Origin of the sequence: Amycolatopsis dongchuanensis (genome assembly GCF_039542405.1) — a bacterium.
Lineage (GTDB): Bacteria > Actinomycetota > Actinomycetes > Mycobacteriales > Pseudonocardiaceae > Amycolatopsis_E > Amycolatopsis_E sacchari.
On record NZ_BAABIB010000106.1, the window covers coordinates 1 to 21,745 of the forward strand.

Sequence of the window (21,745 nt, forward strand, 5' to 3'; positions counted from 1 at the left end):
CCCTGTTCGACGAGGAGAACCAGGAGCACAACCACACGATCTGGCACCTGTCCGACGGCCCCGACGGGAACAAGGGCGGCTGGAGCACCGGCGAGGACCGCCTCGACTACCTGATGGACCCCAAGCCCCTCGGCGGCCCCGGCACGGCCCCGAAGCCCGACCCGGCCCTGTACGGCACGTACTCCGCCACGCAGGACACGGTCGGCGTCGTCAAGGGCAAGGCCCAGGAAGTCAAGAACAAGCTGAGCTGAGCGAGACAAAAGGGAGGGGCGCCCAGGCCAAGGCGCCCCTCCCTTCTTGCCACAGCGGGAAAATCAGGCCCGGCTGGCCGCGGCCCGCGACGTGGCGGGCTTTTCCGCCAGCGCCTTTTCGTACACGCGCAGGATGTCCACGGCGATGCGGTCCCACGAGTACCGCGACTGCGCCCGGTCCATCCCCGCCACGCCGTACGCCTCGCGCTGCGCCGGGTTCTCCAGCAACCGCCGCAGGGTCGCGGCGAGCACCTCCGGCCGCTTCGGCGGCACGAGCTCGCCGGTCACCCCGTCCACCACGGTGTCGGTGAGCCCGCCGACCGCGGCCGCGACCACCGGGCGGCCACACGCCATCGCCTCCAGCGGGACGATGCCGAACGGCTCGTACCACGGGGTGCACACGACGAGGTCGGCCGAGCGCAGCAGCGCCGGCATGTCGCTGCGCGACACCTTGCCCAGCAGGTGCACCCGGTCCGCGACGCCGCACCGCTCGGCCAGCTCACGCAGGCGGCGCGCCTCCGGGTCGTCGGCGAGCCTGCCGTGGTCCGGACCACCGGCGATGACCAGCTCCGTGTCCGGCACCCCGGCCAGCGCGGCGATCGCGGTGGCGAAACCCTTGCGCGGCACCAGTCTGCCCACGCTGACGACGCGGTACTTGGCGCCACGGGACGCCGACGGCCCCTCCGCGCCGAACCGCTCCAGGTTCACGCCACACGGCACGACGGACATCTTCGGCCGCGGCAGGCCCATGCGCGCCAGCTCGAACACCTCGTCCGAGCACGTGGCCGCGACCTGCGCCGCGTTCTTGCCGATCAGCCGCTCCAGCCGCACCCGGTCCGGCGGGCTCGTGTCGGCCGAACCCTGGTGCCTGCGCTTGACCGCCCCCAGCGCGTGAAAGGTCTGGACCACCGGGAGGTCGCTGCCGCGCGTCGCGAGTATCGAAGCGAGCCCCGACATCCAGAAGTGCGCGTGCACCACGTCGGGCTGGTCGGCCGCCCACTGCCGGGCCAGGAACCGGCCGAACTCGGTCATGTGCGGCAGCAGCTCGTCCTTCGGCACGTACCGCGCCGGCCCGGCCGGCACGTGGACCACCTCGTACCCGGCTTCCGTGCGCACGCGCTCCGGCTGGCCCGCGTCGTCGCAACGGCTGTAGACCGTCACCTCGTGCCCCTGCCGGCACAGCGCCGCCGACAGCTCGGCGACGTGCACGTTCTGGCCCCCCGCGTCGACCTCGCCGAGCGCGGCCAACGGGTTGGCGTGCTCGGAAACCATCGAGATCTTCATGTCTACCTCCAGACGTCTCAGCTCCGCACCAGCCGCTCGAGCAGGTCGTCCCAGTTGCGCAGGAACGCCTCGAGCCCGTAGTGCGCCAGCGCGTACTCGCGGGCGCTCTTGCCCATGCGGTGCGCGAGTTCGGGTTCGGAAACGAGTGCACGGACCGCGTCCGTCAGCTCCGCGACGTCGGCCGAGACGAACCCGGCCTCCCTCGGCACGGCGCGGGCGGCTTCCGTGCTGGCCACCGCGACCACCGGCATCCCCAGGTGCATCGCTTCCAGCAGCGAAAGCCCCAGCGACGTCCAGCGCGGGGTGTGCAGGTACAGCCGGCACCTGGCCAGTTCGTCGTACATCTGTTCCTGGCCGAGGTCGCCCTTCGGCCGCACCCGGTCACCGAAGGCCAGTTTCTCGACCCCGATGCCGAAGACGTGCAGTGGTGCCGCTTCCGCGAACACGGGCAGCAGGTCCGTCCCCACCGCCCTGCCGCGGCGGACCGGTTCGTTCATCACCACGCCGGCCACCGGGTCCTCGCCGGTGTAGCGCTCGCCGGGGTCGACGATGCCGTGCTCGATCACGGTCGTCGGCGCCCGGCCCGAGTCCCACATCAGCCGGTTGTAGTGCGTGACGTGGACGATGGGGATTTCGGCGGTGTCGGCGAGGAAGTGCCGCGTGCGCGGCACGTCCCCGGTGGGCGTGTTGTGCTCGAGGAAGACCGCGGGCACGTCACGGCCGGGCTTGCGCCCGGTCCAGCGCTCGACCAGGTCGAGCTCCTCGCGGCGCTGCAGGACGACCACGTCGAACCCGTCGTCCCGCAGCTGCCGCGGGCTGACCTCCTTGGCCGAGTCCGGCCAGTCCCGGCCGGCCCGGCCCATCCCCCATTTGCCGCCCTCGGGAAGGGCCGGCAGCAGGTATTCGTGCCGCCCGCGCACGAACGCCCCGGTGTAGGAACCGTGCGAGTGCCACACGAGTACCCGGAGCCGCTCCTCCTCTGCCCTCTTCATGGTCGAAACATTCACCCGGGAAGGAGCAGCTAAACGCACCCGAGAGAACTGCTACTCTCCGTGTTCAGACTTCACCTGAGCGTGTGCGAGCCCGCTGCGGCAGCAGTCCCATGACCAGGCCCAGGACAGCGGTGACGCCGTGCAGGACGTTGTCGCCCCAGCCCACGTCGAAGAAGTGCCGGACGTCACCCGGCTGCATGGTCGCCGCGGACAGCGAGCCGTACACCGTGAACGCGGCGAGGCCGAAGAACAACACGAACCCGGCGACCTGCGCGGCCGCCCCGCCGCGCCACGCCGCCCCGAGCGCCAGCAGGCCGAGCGCGGTGCGCACCACGTCGAGCAACGGGCCGGTGTGGAACACCCACAATGGCTGGTCGATCAGGAAGAACCCGACGACACCCAGCGCCAGGTACACGACCCCGATCACCAACGCGAGTGCCCGGGACACCGCCGTGCGCGGGCGCGAGCGGATGTCGGAAGTGGTCATCGTTGTTACCTCCTCGCCGGTTACCTGGGCCCGGGTTTCCCGTACCGGGTCAGGTCAACCAGGATTGAGCGCTGTTCCACCGGGGTAGCCCGGACCATGCGACCAGACCACAGGACCTGCTCGGTCCGCGTTCCGCGGGCGTCCGGGGCATGACGGTGGCCAAGTCCCGCACCCAGGCAGGTACCGGCGAACTGTCCGACGAGGAAAAGATCTCGCTGTTCAAGCAGCTGGCCGCCACCGATCCCGCCGACCCGCGGCGGGAGAGCCTGCGGACCGCGCTCGTCACGGAGTACCTGTCCGTGGCCGAGCACATCGCCCGCCGCTTCAGCGGCCGGGGCGAGGCCTACGACGACCTGGTCCAGGTCGCCCGCGTGGGGCTGATCAACGCGGTGGACCGGTTCGAACCGGACCGTGGCAGCGACTTCCTCTCGTTCGCGGTGCCCACGATCATGGGCGAGGTGCGCAGGCACTTCCGCGACGCCAGCTGGTCGGTGCGGGTGCCCCGGCGCCTCAAGGAACTGCACCTGCAGATCGGGCAGGTGAGCGGTGAGCTGGGCCAGCGCCTCGGGCGCGCCCCGACGCCGACGGAAATCGCCCGCGCGCTCGACCTCACGGTCGACGAGGTGAGCGAGGGGCTGCAGGCGGGCAACGCGTACTACGCCATCTCCGTCGACAAGCCGGCCGGAGAGGAAAGCGAATCCGCTTCGCTCGCGGACACGCTCGGCGAAGAGGACAACGGGCTCGAATCCGTCGAGAACCACGAGGCGCTGCAGCCGTTGCTGCGCGAGCTCCCCGAACGGGAGCGCACGATCCTGATGCTGCGCTTCTTCGGCAACATGACGCAGACGCAGATCGCCAAGCGCGTCGGCATCTCCCAGATGCACGTGTCGCGGCTGCTCGCGCAGACGTTGCAGCACCTGCGGGAGAAGCTCACCGACGAGCGGTGAGCCGTTTCGCGGCCACGGGCCCCGGGTAGCCGCCCTGCCATGACTGGTTTCTTCCCCGGCGCGGGCGGCCCGAGCCCGTTCGACCAGTTCCTGGCCCAGTTCTTCGGCAACGCGATGCCAGGACGGCGGCCGCAGGCGGTGGACATCACCCGGTTGCTGACCGACCAGGCGCGTGAGCTGATCTCCGACGCCGCGGACAAGGCGGCCGAGCAGGGCCGGGACGACGTCGACACCGAGCACCTGCTGTGGGCCGCGACGCGCCTGCCCGCGACCCGCCAGCTGCTCGAAAACGCCGGTGCGAAGCCGGAAACCATCGCGAGCGAACTCGAAGGGCATCCGGGGTCCGAGCGCTCCACCCCCACCGCGCTCGCGCCCGGCGCGAAGCGCGCGCTGCTGGACGCGCACGGCATCGCCCGCAGCCTGGGCTCGTCCTACATCGGGCCGCAGCACCTGCTGCTCGCGCTCGTGGTCAACCCCCACTCGGAGGCGGGCCGAATCCTCGCCCGCGCCGGAGTGGACCCCCAGTCGCTGCAAGGGCCGCCGCCCGGGCGGCCGCAGCAGAGCGGTCCGCAGCAGCGGCGTGGCGACACGCCGACGCTCGACCAGTACGGCCGTGACCTCACCGAGCAGGCGCGTGAAGGCGGCGTCGACCCGGTCGTCGGCCGGGACGAGGAGATCGAGCAGACCATCGAGGTGCTTTCCCGGCGTACCAAGAACAACCCGGTGCTGATCGGCGAGGCCGGGGTCGGCAAGACGGCGATCGTCGAGGGGCTCGCGCAGCGGCTGGCCGACGGCGATGTGCCGGACAGCCTCGCCGGGCGTCGCGTCGTGCAGCTGGACCTCACCGCGATGGTCGCGGGCACGCGTTACCGCGGCGACTTCGAGGAGCGGATGACCAACCTGCTCAACGAAATCCGCGGGCACCGTGACGACCTGATCGTGTTCATCGACGAGCTGCACACCGTGGTCGGCGCCGGTTCGTCGGAGGGGTCGATGGGGGCGGGCAACATGCTCAAGCCCGCGCTGGCCCGGGGCGAGCTGCACATCGTCGGTGCGACCACTTTGGACGAATACCGCGAGAACATCGAAAAGGACCCCGCGCTGGAGCGGCGGTTCCAGCCGATCCTCGTGCCCGAACCCAGCGTCCAGGACACGATTTCGATCCTGCACGGGCTGCGTGACCGGTACGAGGCGCACCACCAGGTCCGCTTCACCGACGAGGCCCTCGCGGCGGCCGCCGACCTGTCCGACCGCTACCTGACCGACCGGTTCCTGCCGGACAAGGCGATCGACCTGATCGACCAGGCGGGCGCGCGCGTGCGGCTGCGCGCCGGGCGCAGGCCGAACCAGGTGCGGGAGCTGGAAAGCAGGCTGGAACAGCTGAACCGCGACAAGGAGCAGGCGATCGCCGAGGAGGATTTCGAGCGTGCCTCCCGCGCCCGCGATGAGATCAACGCGATCCGCGAGCAGCTGCGGCACGCCGACTCCGCGGGCCGTCCGTCCGGGACGGTGGAAGTCACGCCCGAGGACATCGCCGAGGTGATCTCACGGCTCACGGGCGTGCCGGTCAGCCAGCTCACCGAGGACGAGCGCGACCGCCTGCTGCGCCTGGAGGACCACCTGCACGAGCGCGTGATCGGGCAGGACGAGGCCGTGGCGGCGGTGGCCGAGGCGGTGCGCCGCTCGCGCGCCGGACTCGCCGAGCCGAACCGGCCGTTCGGCAGCTTCCTGTTCCTCGGGCCCACCGGCGTGGGCAAGACCGAGCTGGCACGGGCACTCGCCGAGGCGCTGTTCGGCGACCAGGAGCGGATGATCCGCATTGACATGTCGGAGTACGGCGAGCGGCACACCGTCTCCCGGCTGATCGGTGCCCCGCCCGGCTACGTCGGCTACGAGGAGGCCGGGCAGCTGACCGAGGCCGTGCGACGGCGCCCGTACTCGGTGGTGCTGCTCGACGAGGTCGAGAAAGCGCATCCCGAGATCTTCAACGTGCTGCTGCAGGTGCTCGACGACGGGCGGCTGACGGACGGCCGCGGCCGCACGGTGAACTTCGGCAACACCGTGCTGATCATGACGAGCAACATCGGCTCGGAGCTGATCACCAGCGGCACGCAGGGCGCGCTCGGGTTCGTGCAGAGCGGCGCCGGGGACACCGACCGGCCGTTGCGGGAACGCCTGATGCGGCGGCTGCGGGAGACGTTCCGGCCGGAGTTCCTCAACCGGATCGACGAGATCATCGTGTTCCGCAAGCTCGACGCCACCCAGCTGGAACGGATCACGGACCTGTTGCTGGACCAGACGAAACGGCGTGCGCACGCGCAGGACATCACGGTGGAGTTCACCCCGGAGGCGATCTCGTGGCTGGCACGCGAGGGCTACCAGCCGGAGTTCGGCGCCCGGCCGATGCGCCGCACGATCCAGCGTGAAGTGGACAACCAGCTGTCGAAACTGATGCTGCGCGGCGACGTCGGGCCGGGTTCGCTGGTCCGGGTCTCCGCGGGCGAGCAGGGCCTGTCCTTCGACGTCTCCGCCACCGCGGGAAGGTGACCCGACCATGAGCAACCCCGATCCCGAGCCCGACCGCACCCCCGGCCTCGAACCGGGCGGCGGCGTGCAGCCCGGCGACACCCCACCGGACTCCGGCTCGACGACGCTCGGCCTGTCCCACCACGAGCCGGACCAGCACCGGTCGGTGCCGGTGATCGCCATCGTGCTGTCGGTGGTGCTGGCCGTGCTCGTCGCCGCGCTGCTCGTCTCACTGGCCGTGGGCTGGCTGCGCTTTTAGCCCGCCTCAGGGTTCCGGTGCTCCCACCGGGTTCGGTGTGGGGACGACCGCCGGTACGAGCGCCTTCGCCAGCGGCCGCAGCACGGCGTCGAGTTCGTGCAGCTCGGCGTCCGTGGCGGCGGCGTATGGCTGGGCGGCCAGCTCGTCCGTCCGGCGTTCGATGTGCTCGCGCAGACGGCGTCCCTCGGCGCTGAGCCCGCCCTCGGCGAGCAGCCCCCGTGCCGTCAGGCGAGCGGCAGCGGCCTGCCACTCCTCCTCCGTCCAGCCGCGGCTCCGCAGCATGAGTTGCCTACTGCCGTCCTCGGCGTCACGCAGGACGTGCGCCTCCAGGCCGCCGATGTCCTCGGACACGAGCAGCGCCACGTGCCCGTCACCGCGGTGCTCGCGCAACACGCTGGTGGCGTGCCACAGCGCGGCGACCGGGTCGTCCGGCCACTCCAACTCAGCGTTGGCCGCCGCGAGCGGGCGCCCCTCGCAGCGCGCCGACCCGACGATCCGCCGCAGCACCGCCGTGACCTCGGCCAGCGGTTCCGCGTCCAGCCCCGGCAGGTGGGCGCGCAACGCGGCCACCGCCCCCTCGGTGCGAGCGGCTAGCGCCTGCGCGGGAGACGCCATCGTCCACACCTCCGGCACGGCGCGAGCCACGAAGGACGGGGCGAAGTTGTGGAACACCGCGGTCACCGTGCCGGCCCCGGCCTCGCCCAGCGGCGCCGCGCGCATCGCGAAGTAGCCACGCCAGAAACCCCGCAGCCCCACGGCTTCGTGCGCCGCGCGCGCCTCCGGGGCGAAGTACGTGACGTCGTGGATGGCCTCCAGGACCGTCCACAGCTCGCGCGGTCCCGTCACGGCCGCGTCACCAGGCAGCTCCCCGAACCGGTCGCCAGCAGGTTGCCCTGCTCGTCCCGCAGTTCCGCCTCGCCGAACGCCACCCGCGAACCGACCTTCACCACCCGGCCCGACGCCCGCAGCTCACCCGCCGACGGGTGGATCGCCTTGAGGTAGTTCACCTTCAGCTCGATGGAGGAGTACAGCACCCCCGCCGCCAGCTTCGTGTGGACCGCGCAGCCGATCGCCGAGTCGAGCAGCGTCGCGGCGACCCCGCCGTGGATCAGGCCGATCGGGTTGTACAGGGACTCGTCCGGCACGGCGGTGAAGATCACCTCCCCGTCGGCCACCTTCACCAGCCGCATGCCGAGGTGGGCGGCGATCGGCGCGCCGGGGATCCGGCCCTCGGCGATCTCCGTGAGGTACTCCAGCCCCGGCAGCTCACGTCCCCGTGCCGCCGCCGCGAGCGGGTCCTCCCACGTGATCGTCTTCTGCCGCACCGCGTCGTCCGCCATCGAAACCCTCCTAAGACAGCTGTCATAACCGACGTCATCTTATGACAACTGTCTTAATCCGTCACCGGTCGGCGCCGCCCGAACCCCGTCGCCGCCTCGAAGGCGTGCCCGGCCTGCAGCACCGCGAAGTCGGCGAGGTGCGGCCCGACGATCTGCACGCCGATCGGCAAGCCCGCCGGGGAGAACCCGGCAGGCACCGCCAGCGCGGGGCAGCCGGTCACCGAGACGAAGTAAGCCGAGCGCATCCAGTCCAGGTACGTCTCCATCGGCACCCCGTCGACCTCTGCCGGGTACTCCAGCGCCGCGTCGAACGGCGGCACCTGGCTGACCGGCAGCACGAGGAAGTCGTACCGCGTGAAGAACTCGTGCACGCGCCGGAACAGCTCCGTGCGCAGGACCTCCGCCCGCCCCAGGTCCGGCCCGGTCAGCCGCCTGCCCTCCTCGGTGTTCCAGCGGATGGTCTCCTTGAGCGCCCCCGAGCCGAGCAGCGGCCCGAACTGCACCTCGAACTGCCACGCCCGCAGCGTGCGGAACGCCTCGTCGGCGCCGGAGAAGTCCGGGCAGTCCCGCTCGACGAGGCAGCCCAGCTCCTCGAACACCTTCGCCGACGCCTCGACGACCGCCCGCACCTCCGGCTCGACCGGCACCGCGCCACCGAGGTCCGGCGACCACGCGACCCGGGCCCCCGCGAGATCGCGCGCGAGCGGCCGCGCGAAGACGGCGCCCGGTTCGGCGAGGGAAATCGGCGAGCGCGGGTCCGGCCCCGCCACCGCCGACAACAGCAGCGCGACGTCCTCCACCGACCGCGCCATCGGCCCCTGCACCGACAACGTTGCCCAGCCCAGCCGCGCGTTCGGGCTCGGTACCCGTCCCGGTGATGGCCGGAAGCCGACCACGTTGTTGAAGGACGCCGGGTTCCGCAGCGACCCGCCCATGTCGCTGCCGTCGGCCAGCGGGTGCAGGCCGCACGCGAGCGCGGCCGCCGCTCCCCCGCTGCTGCCACCCGCGGACCGGCTCAGGTCGTAGGGGTTGCGCGTCAACCCGAACACGGGGTTGAACGTGTGCGAGCCGGCGGCCCACTCCGGCACGTTCGTCTTGCCCAGCGTGATCGCGCCGGCCGCCCGCATCCGCGCCACGATCAGCTCGTCGTGCTCGGGCACGTGGTCGGCGAACAACGGCGAACCGTAGGTGGTGCGGATCCCGGCCGTGTCGTGGGTGTCCTTGTGCGCCACCGGAAGCCCGTGCAGCGGCGGCAGCGGCGCGCCCGACGCGGCCAGCTCGTCGGCGGCCTTCGCCGCGGCCAGAGCCTTCTCGGGCACGAGGGTGACCACCGCGTTGACGGCCGGGTTCACCCGCTCGATGCGGTCGAGGTGCGCCTGGACCACCTCGCGCGCGGACAGCTCCCGCGCGGCGAGCGCGTCCCGCAACTCCACAGCGGAGGCGAAGCAGATTTCATCCATTGTTCGATGATGGGCCATGTCACCGCCTCGATCAGCCGCGATGAGACCATGACGCCATGCCCGAGGAGCCGGAACGCCGTGTGATCGACCCCGCCGCGGTCGCGGCCGCGCTCGAGGGCCTCGGCGACCGGGCCGTCGTGCAGCGGTGGGCCGAGCGCTTCTCGATCCTCGCCGACCCGTCGCGGCTGACGCTGCTCGTGTGCATCCACTACGCCCGCGAGATCGCTGTGACCGATCTCGCGGCGGCGGCCGGCATGACCGACACCGCGGTCTCCCAGGCGCTGCGGCTGCTGCGCGCACACGGCCTCGTGACCGGCCACCGCACCGGGCGGGTCGTGCGCTACCGGCTCGCCGACGCCACCGTGCACGAGCTGATCCACCACGTCCGGCCCCACCCGGACGCGCTGCCGTAGCCCGTCCGGCCGGGTACGGTGCGAGGCATGATCGGCCTGCCCGAAGGAATCACCGCCTGCCTGTTCGACCTCGACGGTGTGCTGACCGGCACCGCCGCCCTGCACCGCGAAGCGTGGAAGGAGACCTTCGACGCGTTCCTGCGCGAACGGGACGGAGAGGGCTTTCAGCCCTTCACGGACGCCGACTACGCGACCTACGTGGACGGACGTTCGCGCGCCGACGGCGTCCGCGAGTTCCTGACGTCGCGCGGTATCACGCTGCCCGAGGGCACCCCCGACGACGCACCGAGCACGCCGACCGTCAACGGCCTCGGCAACCGCAAGAACGAGCTGGTGCTCAAGGTCATCGAGGAGCACGGCGTCGACCCGTACCCGGGTTCGGTGCGGTACCTGGAGGCCGCCGAGCAGGCCGGGCTGGCGATCGCCGTGGTGACGTCGTCGGCGAACGGCGCCGCGGTGCTGGAGGCCGGGCACCTGAGCCGGTTCGTCAAGGCCCGCATCGACGGCATCGTGATCCGCGAAGAGCGCCTGCGCGGCAAGCCCGCGCCCGACTCGTTCCTCGCGGGCGCCAGGGCGCTCGGTGTCGCGCCTGAACACGCCGCTGTGTTCGAGGACGCATTGGCGGGGGTGCAGGCGGGCCGGGCGGGTAACTTCGGTTACGTGGTCGGCGTCAACCGCGCGAACCAGGCGGACGAGCTGCGCGCGCACGGCGCCGACGTGGTGGTGAACGACCTCGCGGACCTGCTGGGGGACCAGGGATGACCGGAGCGGCCGAAGGCTACGAAACCGCGCCATGGCACCTGACGTGGCGCAACCTGGCGGTCGACCAGCTGCAGCGGACGGAATCGACGTTCGCGCTCGGCAACGGGCACATCGGCATCCGCGGCACGTTCGAGGAAGGTGAGCCGCGCGGCCTGCCCGGTACCTACCTCAACGGATTCTACGAGGAGCACGACCTGCCCTACGCGGAGGCGGGCTACGGCTACCCCGAAGCGGGGCAGACGGTCGTCAACGTCACCGACGGCAAGGTCATCCGGCTGCTCGTCGAGGACGAGCCGTTCGACACGCGGTACGGCACGGCGACGGCGCACGACCGCACGCTCGACTTCCGCGCGGGCACGCTGACCCGCAACACCGAGTGGGTCTCCCCCACCGGCCGCCACGTGCGGGTGCGCACGCAGCGGCTGGTGTCGTTCACGCAGCGGGCCGTCGTCGCGATCCGGTACGAGGTGGAGCCGCTGGACGCCGACACGCAGCTGGTGCTGCAGTCGGACCTGCTCGCCAACGAGCCGATCGAGTCCGACACCAGCGACCCGCGGGTGGCGGCGGCGCTGCAGAACCCGCTCGCGTCGGAGTTCTCGTTCGCCGAGGACTTCCGCGCCGTGCTGGTGCACCGCACGAAGCGGTCGGGGCTGCGCGTGGCCGCGGCCATGGACCACCTCATCGAGTCGCCGGACGGGCTGCGCACCACCATCAGCGCCGAGGACGATCTCGCCCGGCTGACCATCGCGGTGGACGTGCCGCGCGGGAAGGTGTTGCGGCTGACCAAGTTCCTCGCCTACGGCTGGTCGGCGCAGCGCTCGATCCCCGCGCTGCGGGCGCAGGTGGACGCCGCGCTCGCCGGGGCGGTGCAGACCGGCTGGGACGGGCTGCTGGCCGAGCAGCGCGCGTTCCTCGACGACTTCTGGGACACCGCGGACATCCAGCTCGACGGCGATCCGGAACTGCAGCAGGCGGTGCGGTTCGCGTTGTTCCACATCCTGCAGGCCGGGGCCCGCGGGGAGAGCCGCGCGATCCCCGGCAAGGGGCTGACCGGCCCCGGCTACGACGGGCACGCCTTCTGGGACACCGAAACGTTCGTACTGCAGGTGCTCACGTACACCATGCCCGAAGCCGCGCGAGACGCGCTCCGCTGGCGTCATTCCACTTTGGACAAAGCGCGGGAGCGCGCGGCGCAGCTGGGGCTGCGGGGCGCGGCGTTCCCGTGGCGGTCGATCAACGGCGCCGAGTGCTCGGCGTACTGGCCGGCGGGCACGGCGGCGTTCCACGTCAGCGCCGACATCTCCGACGCCGTCGTGCGGTACCTCGCCGCGACGGGTGACGAGGAGTTCGAACGGGGCTGTGGCACCGAAATCCTCGCCGAGACGGCCCGGCTGTGGATGTCGCTGGGCCACTTCGACTCGCACGGGCGGTTCCGCATCGACGGCGTGACCGGGCCGGACGAGTACTCGGCGGTGGCGGACAACAACGTCTACACGAACCTGATGGCCGCCAGGAACCTGCGTGAGGCCGCGGCTTCGTGCGAGCGGTGCCCGGAGGTGGCCGAGGCGCTGGGCGTGACCGCGCGCGAACTGGGCGACTGGCGCGAGGCGGCGGCGCGGATGCTCGTGCCCTACGACGCCGAGCGGGGCGTGCACCCGCAGTCGGAGGGGTTCACCGAGCACAAGGACTGGGACTTCGGCAACACCCCGCTGGAGGACTACCCGCTGCTGCTGCACTACCCGTACTTCGACCTGTACCGCAAGCAGGTCGTGAAGCAGGCGGACCTCGTGCTGGCGCTGCACCTGTGCGGCGACTCGTTCACGCCGGAGGAGAAGGCCCGCAACTTCGCCTACTACGAGGCGCGGACGGTGCGGGACTCGTCCCTTTCGGCGGCGACGCAGGCCGTGATCGCGGCGGAGGTCGGGCACCTCGACCTCGCGTACGACTACCTCGGTGAAGCGGCGCTGACGGACCTGCACGACGTGCACAACAACGTGCAGAACGGGCTGCACATGGCCTCGCTGGCCGGAGCGTGGCTCGGGATCGTCGCGGGCTTCGGCGGCATGCGCGACCACAACGGCGAGTACGGTTTCGCGCCCCGGCTACCGTCCGCTTTGGACAGGATCGAGTTCCGGATGTGCGTGCGCGGCAGCCGGTTCGCGGTCGAGATCCACGCCGACCGCGCCACCTACCGGCTCCTCTCGGGCAAGCCGGTCGAGATCACGCACCACGGCCAGGCGTGCACGGTGGCGGAGGAGCCGGTGACGCTGCCGATCCCGCCCATCGACCCTGGCCCGGCACCGCAGCAGCCCCCGGGCCGCGCGCCGTCACGGCGGCACCCGGAGAGCCTGCGGCCCGAGGAGCCGGTCCCGGCGTCCTGACGACGTCGCGTCCGGAAAGCGCCGGCGCCGCCGACCCATCTCCGGTTGACTACCCGCGGTACGCGGAAGCCGGGCACGGAGGAGCGTCATGGAACGCGGTGGGCAGTTCGCGGTCGTCGTCCAGTTCTGCCTGCTGGCGCTGGCGTGGGGAGCGAGCTTCCTGTTCATCAAGATCGGGCTCACCGCCCTGTCCCCCGCCCAGGTCGTGTGGTCGCGGCTGGTCTTCGGGGCACTCGCGCTGGTACTGGTGGCGATCGTCCGCCGCACGGCGGTGCCACGGGAACCGGCGCTGTGGGGCCACCTCGCCGTGGTCAGCGTCCTGCTGTGTGTGGTGCCGTTCCTGCTGTTCGCCTGGGCGGAGCAGCGCGTCTCCTCCGGGCTGGCCGCCATCTACAACGGAACCACCCCGTTGACCACGACGGCGTTCGCCGCGGCGGTGCTCCGCACCGAGAAGCTCACCCGCGACCGGGCCGCCGGACTGGTGCTCGGTTTCCTCGGCGTGCTGCTGATCATCGGCCCGTGGTCGATCACCGGGCAACACGATCTTTTGCCCCAGCTCGCCTGCCTCGGCGCGACCACCTGTTACGGACTGGCCTTCGCCTACCTGCGCAGGTTCGTGTCCCCGCGGGGGGTGCCGGCGCCGACGGCGGCGTTCGTCCAGGTCACCGTCGGCGCTGTGCTCATGCTGGCGGCCACCCCGTTCCTCGCCGCCGACCCGATCACCCCGACCTGGCCGGTCGTGCTGAGCATGATCGCCCTGGGGCGGTCGGCACGGGTCTGGCCTACATCTGGAACACCGCCGTCGTCAGCGCGTGGGGCGCGGCGAACGCCGCGTCGGTCACCTACCTGACGCCGGTCGTCGGAGTCGTGCTGGGCGTCGTCGTGCTCGGCGAGCCGCTGACCTGGCACCAGCCGGCCGGCGCCGCGCTGGTGCTCGCCGGCATCCTCGCCGCACACGGCCGGTTGAGCACGCGGCGGAAGCGGGAACCCACTGCCCACGACATCGGCGCCCGGGTCACCCCGACCTGGCCGGTCGTGCTCAGGAAGCGCTCGCCTGCAGGTAACGGGCGAGCGCGTCGCGGTGGTGGGCGAGCCTGTCCATCCGGGACTGCACCTCGCGCATGGCGTCGGCCAGGATGGCGGTCAGCGCCGGGCAACCGTTGAGGCGCGGTTCCTTTCCTTCCGCGCACGGGAGCAGGTCGCGGATCACTTCGGTGGGGAGACCGGCGTCGAGCAGCCCGCGGATCTGCGCGACGATCATCGGGGCGTCGTCGGCGTAGTCGCGGTACCCGTTGGCCCGCCGCGACGAGACCAGCAGGCCCTGCTGCTCGTAGTAGCGCAACAACCTGGGGCTGACCCCCGTCAGCCGCGACAGCTCACCGATCCGCACGTGATCTGCTCCACATCCGTTGGACCTTGCCACCAGTGTCACACTTTACCTTCGGCCGCATGGAACACACCCATCTCGGCCGGACCGGGCTGCGGGTCTCGCGGCTCGTGCTGGGCACCATGAACTTCGGCCCGGACACGTCCGAAGAGGACAGTCACGCGATCATGGACAGCGCGCTGGCGCACGGGATCAACTTCTTCGACACGGCCAACATCTACGGGTGGCGGACCGGCGAGGGCTGGACCGAGCGGATCGTCGGACGGTGGCTGGAGAAGTCCGGCCGCCGCGACGACGTCGTGCTCGCCACCAAGGTGTACGAGCCCATGGGCGACGGCCCCAACGACCGCGGGCTGTCCGCACGCCACATCCGGCAGCAGGTCGAGGGATCCCTGCGCCGCCTGCGGACCGACCACATCGACCTCTACCAGGCACACCACGTCGACCGGCACACGCCGTGGGAGGAGTTCTGGCAGGCGATGGACACCCTCGTCGCCCAGGGCAAGGTGCTCTACGTCGGCTCCTCCAACTTCGCCGGGTGGCACATCGCGCAGGCCAGCGCCGCGGCGAAGGGCCTCGGCCTGGTCAGCGAGCAGCACCTCTACAACCTGGCCGAGCGCACCGCCGAGCTGGAGGTGCTGCCCGCCGCGCGGGCACACGGGCTCGGCTTCATCCCCTGGTCGCCGCTGCACGGCGGCGTGCTCGCCGGCATCCTGCGCAAGTCCCGCCGCCGCGGCAGCGGCTCGGAGATCACCGCGAAACGGCTCGCCGACAACCGCGAGCGGGTCGAGGCGTACGAGGCGTTCTGCGACGAGCTCGGGCACCACCCCGCCACCGTCGGCCTCGCCTGGCTGCTGCACCAGGAAGGCGTGACCGGGCCGATCGTGGGCCCCCGCACGGTCGCGCACCTGGAACAGTCGCTCACCGCGCTCGACGTCCACCTCGGCGAGTCCGAGCTGGCCAGGCTGGACGAGATCTTCCCCGGCCCCGGACCCGCACCGGAGGCCTACGCCTGGTGAGCCCCCTCAGCGGGTGGGCAGGCGGATCGTGAATGCGGAGCCCCTGCCCGGGGTGCTCGCGACGGTGAGTGTGCCGCCGTGGGCTTCGACGAGGTGCTTGGCGATGGCGAGCCCGAGGCCGCTGCCGCCGGGGGACGGGGATGCGCGGTAGAAGCGGTCGAAGACGTGGGGCAGGTGCTCCTCGGCGATGCCCGGTCCGGTGTCGGTCACGGTGAACTCCACGGCGTGCGCGCGCTCGAGCACCGTGACCGACACGGTCCCGCCGGCCGGGGTGTGCCGGATCGCGTTCGACACGAGGTTGCCCAGCGCCTGGCGCAGCCGGGTGGGGTCGGCGTGCACGACCACGAGTTCGGCGGCCACCACGCGCAGCTCGACCGCGGCCGCCTCCGCCCGCGCGCGGTGCGCGGCGACGGCCTGCCCGGCGAGGTCGGCCGCCTGCCGGTCCTCCGGGTGGACCCGCAGCATGCCCGCGTCCGCGAGCGCGAGGTCGTGCAGGTCGGCGACGAGGCGTTCGAGCAGCACCTGCTCCTCCAGCAGCGACGCGACCAGCGCCGGGTCGAGCGGGAGCACGCCGTCCTGCACCGCTTCCAGGTGGCTGCGGACGTTCGCGAGCGGGGTCCGCAGCTCGTGCGTCACGTCGCTGACGAACGCCCTGCGGTGCCGCTCCGTCCTCCCGATCGCGTCGGCCATCGTGTTGAACGCGGCGGCCAGGCGCGTGACCTCGTCGTTGCCGTGCACCTGGACACGGGCCGCCCGGTCGCCGTTCGCCATCCGCCGCGCCGCGGCGGTCAGCGCGCTGATCGGCCGGACCAGCCGGCGCCCGGCCCACACCGTGACCACCGCCGCGACGGCCAGGACGGCCGCCGCGGTCGCCGCGGTGCGCCACCAGCCTTCCGGCGAGAACGGGTCGAACCGGTCGCTCTCGCCGAGGTACAGATCCGCGGGCGCGGCCACATACGGTTCCTTCGCCTCGGCCCGCGCGTTCTCCACACAGCCTGTCCACTGTGGACTCAAGGCCTGCCGTGGACGCAGCACTCGCGCCCCGGCCTGATCGGTCCCGGTTTCGAACGCCAGGCCGTGCGCGGTCAGGCACGGGGCGGCGAGGTCGACGACCCGGTCGTCGAGCGCTCGGGTGGCCGCCGAGGGCGCGGACAACGCGGTGGGCACACACGGGTCCTGCGGCGCAGCGCCGGAGCCCCGCTCGCTGATCTGCCGGTTCGGGACGGTGCGGTCCGCCGCCGTGCGCCGCAGGCAGTCGAGCGCCTCCTGGACGTGGGCCTGCCGCTCGCGCTGTTCCTCCTCGGTGAGCTGCCAGACGTAGAACCCGATGTCCACGCCGAGCGACGGTTCGCGCACCACCACGTTCGGCTCCGGCCGGCCGGTGCCGGGCGGCGGCCGGGTCGCGTCGATCCTCGCCGCAGGCGTCGACGGCAGCGCGGCGGCGCCCTGCCCGAGCAGCGCGGCCGAGTCCGCGAACGGCTCACCGCCGGGGGCGGCGAGCGCTATGCGGCGCCCCGTGCGCTCGGCCAGCTCACGCACCAGCGCCTCGACGCCGTCCCAGCCGCGGTGCTCGTCGGCGTAGGTGTACAGCTGGGCGAGGATTGCGCTGTCGGTCGGCAACAGTGCGGCGTCGGCGGCCAGCTCGTCCCGCAACCGGCTACCCGTGCCGTAGGTGGCGAGCACGGCTGTCGCACCCACGGCGAGCGCCGCCACCGCCAGTGACAGCCCGACCAACCGGGCCAGGAGGCTACGGCGCACCGCCGGTCCCCTCCTCGCGCGGCTCGGCCAGCTTGTAGCCGACGCCGTACACCGTCAGCAGGTACCGCGGCCGGGTGGGGACGGGCTCGACCTTGCGGCGCAGGTTCATCACGTGCATGTCGATCGTCCGGCTGGTGACGTCGAACCCGCCGACCCGCTCCAGCAGCGACTGCCGCGTGAACGCCCGCCCCGGCGAGGCCGCGAGGCAGGCCAGGATCGTGAACTCCGCCGGCGTCGTGGCAACCGGGCGACCACCGGCGTGGACCTCGTGCCGGGCGAGGTCGACGACCAGGTCGCCGACGCGGTACCGCTCGGGATCGGCACGCGGGGCGCGGGCCGCGCGCCGCAGCACCGCGGCCACCCTGGCGACGAGCTCCCTCGGCCGGTAGGGCTTGGTGAGGTAGTCGTCGGCGCCGAGCGCGAGGCCGAGCAGCAGGTCGTCCTCGGCGGCCCGCGCGGTCAGCATGATGATCGGGATGTCCCGGTCCGACCGCAGCGACCGGCACACGTCCAGCCCGTCCACCCCCGGCAGCAGGACGTCGCGCAGCAGCAGGTCCGGCGCGCGGTGCCGCGCGTGGTCGAGCGCGGCCCGCCCGTCGTGCACGACCGTGGCCTCGTGCCCCTCGCGTTCGAGGTACCGGCGGATCAGCTCCGCCTGCTTGCGATCGTCCTCGGCGACCAGGATGCGTGCGGGCATACCGCGAAGTCTGGCCGACCCGGCTGTGAACTCCCTGAAAGAACCCGGCGCCCGCCCGATCCTGACAAGATCCTGACCACCGCCCGGCAGGCTGCGGGCCATGACCACAAACGACACGACCGCGACCTCCCGCCGGACCGTGCTCGCCGCGCTCGGCGTCGGCACGCTCGCCGCCGGTGGGGCTCTGACAGCCACCGGCTCCGCCGGGGCCACCAGCGCCCGGCTCCCCGCCGCACTCCGGCCCGGCGGCGAGTTCGACCGGTACCTCGCCCAGCTCGCCCGGGATGACGCGTTCTCCGGCACCGTCCTGCTGACACACGACGACAGAACCGTCCTGTCCCGCTCGCACGGCCTGGCCGACCTGGCGCGGGGCATTCCCAACGGACCGGACACGCTCTTCGCGCTCGGTTCCATCACCAAGCTCTTCACCGCGACCGCCATCCACCAGCTCGCGGAGCGGGGCGCGCTGTCCTACGGCAAGCCGCTGAAGAACTACCTGCCGGGTTTCCCGCCGGAGGTCGGCGAGTCCGTGACCATCCACCAGCTCCTCACGCACACCTCCGGCCTTGGCCGTCCCTCGATCAACCCGCCGCGACCGCCCGGCTCCGAGCAGTGGAAGACACTGGACGAGATCTTCACCGGCACCCTCGACTTCATCCGCGGCCTGCCGCTGAACTTCACCCCGGGCAGCAGGAACGCCTACAGCAACGACGGCTACTTCGTGCTCGCCGCGATCGTCGCCGAGCTGACGGGGCAGCGGTACTTCGACTACGTGCGCGAGCACGTCTTCCGCCCCGCGGGCATGTCCACCGCGGGTTTCTTCACCGCCGCCCAGTGGCGCGAGGACCGCCGCATCGCCCACCCGTACGACAAGTCCGGCGGCGGGTGGACCGACGTGATCGACATGTCCGACGGCGCCATCATCGGCAGCCCGGCGGGCGGCGCGTTCGCCAGCGCCGCCGACCTGGCGCGCTTCGCGAGTGCGTTCCAGCGGAACAGGCTCCACTCGGCGGCGTACACGCACCTCGCGGCGAGTCCCAAGTGGCCACTCGCGGCGGACAACTCGTTCTTCGAGGGGTACGGGCCGACCACCCAGTACACGAACGGCCGGCTCAGCAACGGCCACAACGGCGGCGCGAGAGGGGTGTCCACGAACCTGGACTGGTTCCCCGGCTCCGGCTGGACCGCCGTGGTGCTCGCCAACCACGAGGCGGCCGCCGTGGGCGTGGCCCACAAGGCCCGCGAGCTGATCACCGCGGCGCCCTGATCCGGCCGGGAACCGCCGTTCGTGCGGGACGGCGGTTCCCCCGGCGGCCTAGTCCGGCGGTTCGGGGGTCGGGTTCCCGGCGGGCACGTCCTCGGACTCCGGCTGCTGCCGGACCTCCCCGCTGTTCGGCGGTTTCGCCGGGACGTCCTCGGTCTGGCCGGGTTCCAGATCCGGGTGCTGCAGCCGGGGGAACTCCGGCGTCAGCGGCGGATCCGGGTCGATGTGGTGCTTCCTGCCCTGTTCCTGTGCCATGACACCGGCCTACCGCATTTCCGCGAAACGTCAACCCGGCTGGCACCGCGGGCACCACACCGTCCCGCGCCCACCGGTCCGCCCGTGGCGCAGCGCCGTCCCGCAGCGGGGGCACGCGCCGGAGGGCTCGTCGCGGTGCCCGGTCAGCCAGGACGCCCTCGGCGGCACCCGCCCGGCCCGCACCGCCGTCCGCAGGGTGGACCGCATCCGCGCGTGCAGCCGGTCCACTTCGGCCGGGGACAACTCCCCCGCCGGCGTCCGCGGGTTCAGCTTCGCGCGCCACAGGATCTCGTCCGCGAGCAGGTTGCCCAGCCCGCTGAGCACGGCCTGGTCGGTCAACGCGCCCTTGAGCTGCCGCCGCGCGGGCAGCAGCTCGCGGAACCGTCCTTTCGGCACCTCCAGCGCGTCCGGCCCGGTACCGGCCAGCAGCTCCTCGAGCCCGGACTCGCCGAGCAGCCGCAGGCCCTGGAGCTTGCGCATGTCCCGGTACCGGAGCTCGCCACCGGCCATGCGGAAGACCACCCTGTCGTGCCGGTGCGGCGGACCGGTCGACAGCGAACCGGTCATGCCGAAGTGCAGCACCAGGGTCTCCGGCCGTCCGCCGACGGGCGCGATCAGCCACTTCCCCAGCCGCCGCGGCGGCTCGAACCGCTGCCCCGTCAGCGACTTGCGCAGCCGCTGCGCACTCACGCCCCGCAGCACCTGGGCGTCGTGCACCACCACGTCTTCGATCCGCTTCCCGGCGTGTTCGGCGAGGACGCGCCGGAAACCTTCGACATCGGGTAGTTCGGGCACGCTGCCCGGCTTCCACGCCGGCGCGAAGGGCAAACTGGGCAGATGGTGCTTCCGAAGGGCCTCGCCCGCTTCAACCGCGTCGTGACCAACCGCCTGCTCGGCCCGCTCGCCGGCCGGGGCGGCCCGCTGGCCCGGGTCGTGCACCGCGGCCGGCGGTCCGGCCGCGAGTACCGCACCCCGGTCGGCGTCTTCCCCACGCCGACGGGCTACGCCATCCCGCTGACCTACGGCCCGGACACGGACTGGGTGCGCAACGTCCTCGCCGCGGGGGCCTGCGAACTCGAGATCGGCGGCGGGGTCGTGAAGCTCACCAACCCCCGCGTCGTGCGCGACGAACGGCGCACGGTGGCACCGGCCGCCCAGCGGTTCTTCCTGGCTCTGACGGGGATGACGGAGTTCCTGTACCTCGACCGCGCCTGATCAGCTCAGCATCTCCCGCAGCTGGCCGACCACCTGCACGCGCCGCTCCAGGCCCGGCTCCAGCAGCTGCGCCTGGAGCGTGGTCACCCCGGCTTCGGCATACGCGGCCAGACGCTCCTTGACGTACCCGGCGGGCCCGATGAGGGAGATCGCCTCCAGCAGCTCCGCCGGGATCGCCGCGGCGGCCTCGTCCTTCTTGCCGTCCAGGTAGAGGTCCTGGATCTTCTTCGCCTCGGCTTCGTACCCGTAGCGGCACGCCAGCTCGTTGTAGAAGTTCTTGCCGCGCGCGCCCATCCCGCCGACGTAGAGCGCCACCACGGGCCGCACCCAGTCGAGCATGTGCTTGACGTCGTCACCGATCGCGACCGGCACGCCGACCTGCACGTCCAGCTCACCCAGCGCCGGGTCGCGCTTGGCCTTGCCCTCCGCCAGCGAGGCGCCCCACACGTCGGCCGCCTTCTCCGGGTGGAAGAAGATCGGCTCCCAGCCCTCGGCGATCTCCGCGGTCATCGCCACGTTCTTCGGCCCCAGCGAGGCGAGGATGATCGGGATGCGCTCGCGCACGGGCTGGTTGATCAGCTTGAGCGGCTTGCCCAGCCCCGTGCCCTCGTCGGCGGGCAGCGGGATCTTGTAGTACTTGCCCTCGTGCACGACGCGCTCGCGCCGCCACACCTGGCGGCAGATGTCCACGATCTCGCGGGTCCGCCCCAGCGGCGCGTCGTACCGCACGCCGTGGAAACCCTCGATCACCTGCGGCCCGGACGCGCCGATGCCGAGCGAGAACCGGCCACCCGACACGAAGTCCAGCCCCGCGGCCGTCATCGCGGTCAGCGTCGGCGTGCGGGTGTAGATCTGCAGGATCCCCGACGCCAGCTCGACGCGTTCGGTGCGGGCGGCGAGGTAGCCGAGCTGGCTCACCGCGTCGAAGGAGTACGCCTCCGGCACCGACACCAGGTCGAGCCCGGCCTTCTCCAGCTCGACGACGTCGGCCACGCTTTCCGCGAAGCCACCGGCGTAGGAGATCTGCGTCCCGATCCGCATCTGTGCC

Annotated in this window: 21 protein-coding genes and 2 pseudogenes; 11 read left to right on the forward strand and 12 right to left on the reverse strand. The window is 72.2% G+C overall.

Translation table 11 applies throughout. The features are described from left to right. Positions 1 to 251, forward strand: a pseudogene (locus tag ABFX51_RS27545) (manganese catalase); the annotation flags it as partial. Between the two features lie 63 nt (positions 252 to 314). Here the strand turns inward: ABFX51_RS27545 and ABFX51_RS27550 are convergent. The 3 genes from ABFX51_RS27550 to ABFX51_RS27560 form a co-directional block, all read right to left on the reverse strand. Continuing rightward, positions 315 to 1,535 carry a glycosyltransferase gene (locus ABFX51_RS27550; RefSeq protein ID WP_346055362.1) on the reverse strand — a complete coding sequence of 407 codons (1,221 nt, stop codon included), beginning with the start codon at positions 1,533 to 1,535 and terminating at the stop codon, positions 315 to 317. A 17-nt stretch (positions 1,536 to 1,552) separates the two neighbouring features. Continuing rightward, entirely contained in the window at positions 1,553 to 2,527 is a 975-nt protein-coding gene (locus tag ABFX51_RS27555) for a glycosyltransferase (RefSeq protein ID WP_346055363.1), read from the reverse strand. A gap of 64 nt (positions 2,528 to 2,591) precedes the next feature. Further along, positions 2,592 to 3,014 carry a DUF4383 domain-containing protein gene (locus ABFX51_RS27560; protein ID WP_177228884.1) on the reverse strand — a complete coding sequence of 141 codons (423 nt, stop codon included), beginning with the start codon at positions 3,012 to 3,014 and terminating at the stop codon, positions 2,592 to 2,594. A 149-nt stretch (positions 3,015 to 3,163) separates the two neighbouring features. Here ABFX51_RS27560 and ABFX51_RS27565 point away from each other — a divergent pair, with 149 nt between their 5' ends. Genes ABFX51_RS27565 through ABFX51_RS27575 form a run of 3 tightly spaced genes read left to right on the forward strand, consistent with a single transcriptional unit; the run spans position 3,164 to position 6,746 of the window. Continuing rightward, the gene (locus ABFX51_RS27565) at positions 3,164 to 3,961 is read left to right on the forward strand and encodes a SigB/SigF/SigG family RNA polymerase sigma factor (protein WP_177228883.1); all 798 of its coding nucleotides are present in this window, start codon (positions 3,164 to 3,166) and stop codon (positions 3,959 to 3,961) included. 39 nt (positions 3,962 to 4,000) lie between these two features. Beyond that, positions 4,001 to 6,508, forward strand: a complete 2,508-nt coding sequence (locus ABFX51_RS27570; protein ID WP_346055364.1) for an ATP-dependent Clp protease ATP-binding subunit — start codon at positions 4,001 to 4,003, stop codon at positions 6,506 to 6,508. Positions 6,509 to 6,515: 7 nt separating this feature from the next. Then, positions 6,516 to 6,746 carry a DUF6480 family protein gene (locus ABFX51_RS27575; RefSeq protein ID WP_091513034.1) on the forward strand — a complete coding sequence of 77 codons (231 nt, stop codon included), beginning with the start codon at positions 6,516 to 6,518 and terminating at the stop codon, positions 6,744 to 6,746. Between the two features lie 6 nt (positions 6,747 to 6,752). Here the strand turns inward: ABFX51_RS27575 and ABFX51_RS27580 are convergent, their stop codons facing one another. Genes ABFX51_RS27580 through ABFX51_RS27590 form a run of 3 tightly spaced genes read right to left on the reverse strand, consistent with a single transcriptional unit; the run spans position 6,753 to position 9,546 of the window. After that, positions 6,753 to 7,592 carry an SCO6745 family protein gene (locus ABFX51_RS27580; protein WP_346055365.1) on the reverse strand — a complete coding sequence of 280 codons (840 nt, stop codon included), beginning with the start codon at positions 7,590 to 7,592 and terminating at the stop codon, positions 6,753 to 6,755. Further along, positions 7,589 to 8,086, reverse strand: coding sequence for a PaaI family thioesterase (locus ABFX51_RS27585; RefSeq protein ID WP_091513029.1), 498 nt, complete (start codon positions 8,084 to 8,086; stop codon positions 7,589 to 7,591). Before ABFX51_RS27585 ends, ABFX51_RS27580 begins: the two co-directional genes overlap by 4 nt. Before the next feature lie 53 nt (positions 8,087 to 8,139). Beyond that, the gene (locus ABFX51_RS27590; protein ID WP_346055366.1) at positions 8,140 to 9,546 is read right to left on the reverse strand and encodes an amidase; all 1,407 of its coding nucleotides are present in this window, start codon (positions 9,544 to 9,546) and stop codon (positions 8,140 to 8,142) included. A gap of 56 nt (positions 9,547 to 9,602) precedes the next feature. Here ABFX51_RS27590 and ABFX51_RS27595 point away from each other — a divergent pair, with 56 nt between their 5' ends. The 4 genes and pseudogenes from ABFX51_RS27595 to ABFX51_RS27610 all read left to right on the forward strand — a co-directional run. Then, a complete protein-coding gene (locus ABFX51_RS27595) occupies positions 9,603 to 9,959 on the forward strand; it encodes an ArsR/SmtB family transcription factor (protein ID WP_091513024.1) in 357 nt (118 codons plus the stop codon). Positions 9,960 to 9,986: 27 nt separating this feature from the next. Next, entirely contained in the window at positions 9,987 to 10,721 is a 735-nt protein-coding gene (locus tag ABFX51_RS27600; protein WP_091513022.1) for an HAD family hydrolase, read from the forward strand. Further along, complete coding sequence (locus ABFX51_RS27605) at positions 10,718 to 13,102, forward strand: glycoside hydrolase family 65 protein (protein WP_346055367.1); 2,385 nt, start codon at positions 10,718 to 10,720, stop codon at positions 13,100 to 13,102. Before ABFX51_RS27600 ends, ABFX51_RS27605 begins: the two co-directional genes overlap by 4 nt. A gap of 88 nt (positions 13,103 to 13,190) precedes the next feature. After that, a pseudogene (locus ABFX51_RS27610) lies at positions 13,191 to 14,080 on the forward strand (DMT family transporter); the annotation flags it as partial. Between the two features lie 61 nt (positions 14,081 to 14,141). Here the strand turns inward: ABFX51_RS27610 and ABFX51_RS27615 are convergent. Continuing rightward, on the reverse strand, positions 14,142 to 14,492 hold the full coding sequence (locus ABFX51_RS27615; RefSeq protein ID WP_346055368.1) for a MerR family transcriptional regulator: 351 nt from the start codon (positions 14,490 to 14,492) through the stop codon (positions 14,142 to 14,144). Positions 14,493 to 14,551: 59 nt separating this feature from the next. On the opposite strand from ABFX51_RS27615, the gene ABFX51_RS27620 reads away from it, so the two are divergent. Next, positions 14,552 to 15,508: an aldo/keto reductase gene (locus ABFX51_RS27620; RefSeq protein ID WP_346055369.1), complete on the forward strand. Its 957-nt coding sequence runs from the start codon at positions 14,552 to 14,554 to the stop codon at positions 15,506 to 15,508. 6 nt (positions 15,509 to 15,514) lie between these two features. On the opposite strand, the gene ABFX51_RS27625 is transcribed toward ABFX51_RS27620, so the two are convergent. Continuing rightward, entirely contained in the window at positions 15,515 to 17,266 is a 1,752-nt protein-coding gene (locus ABFX51_RS27625; protein ID WP_346055370.1) for a sensor histidine kinase, read from the reverse strand. Next, positions 17,256 to 17,963, reverse strand: coding sequence for a response regulator (locus ABFX51_RS27630; protein ID WP_346055372.1), 708 nt, complete (start codon positions 17,961 to 17,963; stop codon positions 17,256 to 17,258). The genes ABFX51_RS27625 and ABFX51_RS27630 overlap by 11 nt, the downstream gene beginning before the upstream one ends. A gap of 100 nt (positions 17,964 to 18,063) precedes the next feature. Here ABFX51_RS27630 and ABFX51_RS27635 point away from each other — a divergent pair, with 100 nt between their 5' ends. Next, on the forward strand, positions 18,064 to 19,230 hold the full coding sequence (locus tag ABFX51_RS27635) for a serine hydrolase domain-containing protein (protein ID WP_346055373.1): 1,167 nt from the start codon (positions 18,064 to 18,066) through the stop codon (positions 19,228 to 19,230). A 48-nt stretch (positions 19,231 to 19,278) separates the two neighbouring features. On the opposite strand, the gene ABFX51_RS27640 is transcribed toward ABFX51_RS27635, so the two are convergent. After that, positions 19,279 to 19,482 (reverse strand): hypothetical protein, encoded by a 204-nt coding sequence (locus ABFX51_RS27640; RefSeq protein ID WP_091516621.1) that lies wholly within the window; start codon positions 19,480 to 19,482, stop codon positions 19,279 to 19,281. A 30-nt stretch (positions 19,483 to 19,512) separates the two neighbouring features. Next, positions 19,513 to 20,277, reverse strand: coding sequence for an Fpg/Nei family DNA glycosylase (locus tag ABFX51_RS27645; protein WP_346055375.1), 765 nt, complete (start codon positions 20,275 to 20,277; stop codon positions 19,513 to 19,515). 42 nt (positions 20,278 to 20,319) lie between these two features. Between ABFX51_RS27645 and ABFX51_RS27650 the strand changes: the two genes are divergently transcribed. Continuing rightward, positions 20,320 to 20,697, forward strand: a complete 378-nt coding sequence (locus tag ABFX51_RS27650; RefSeq protein WP_346055376.1) for a nitroreductase family deazaflavin-dependent oxidoreductase — start codon at positions 20,320 to 20,322, stop codon at positions 20,695 to 20,697. Here the strand turns inward: ABFX51_RS27650 and ABFX51_RS27655 are convergent, their stop codons facing one another. Beyond that, positions 20,698 to 21,738: an LLM class F420-dependent oxidoreductase gene (locus tag ABFX51_RS27655; RefSeq protein ID WP_091516617.1), complete on the reverse strand. Its 1,041-nt coding sequence runs from the start codon at positions 21,736 to 21,738 to the stop codon at positions 20,698 to 20,700. It abuts the gene before it with no gap. Positions 21,739 to 21,745: the final 7 nt, after the last annotated feature.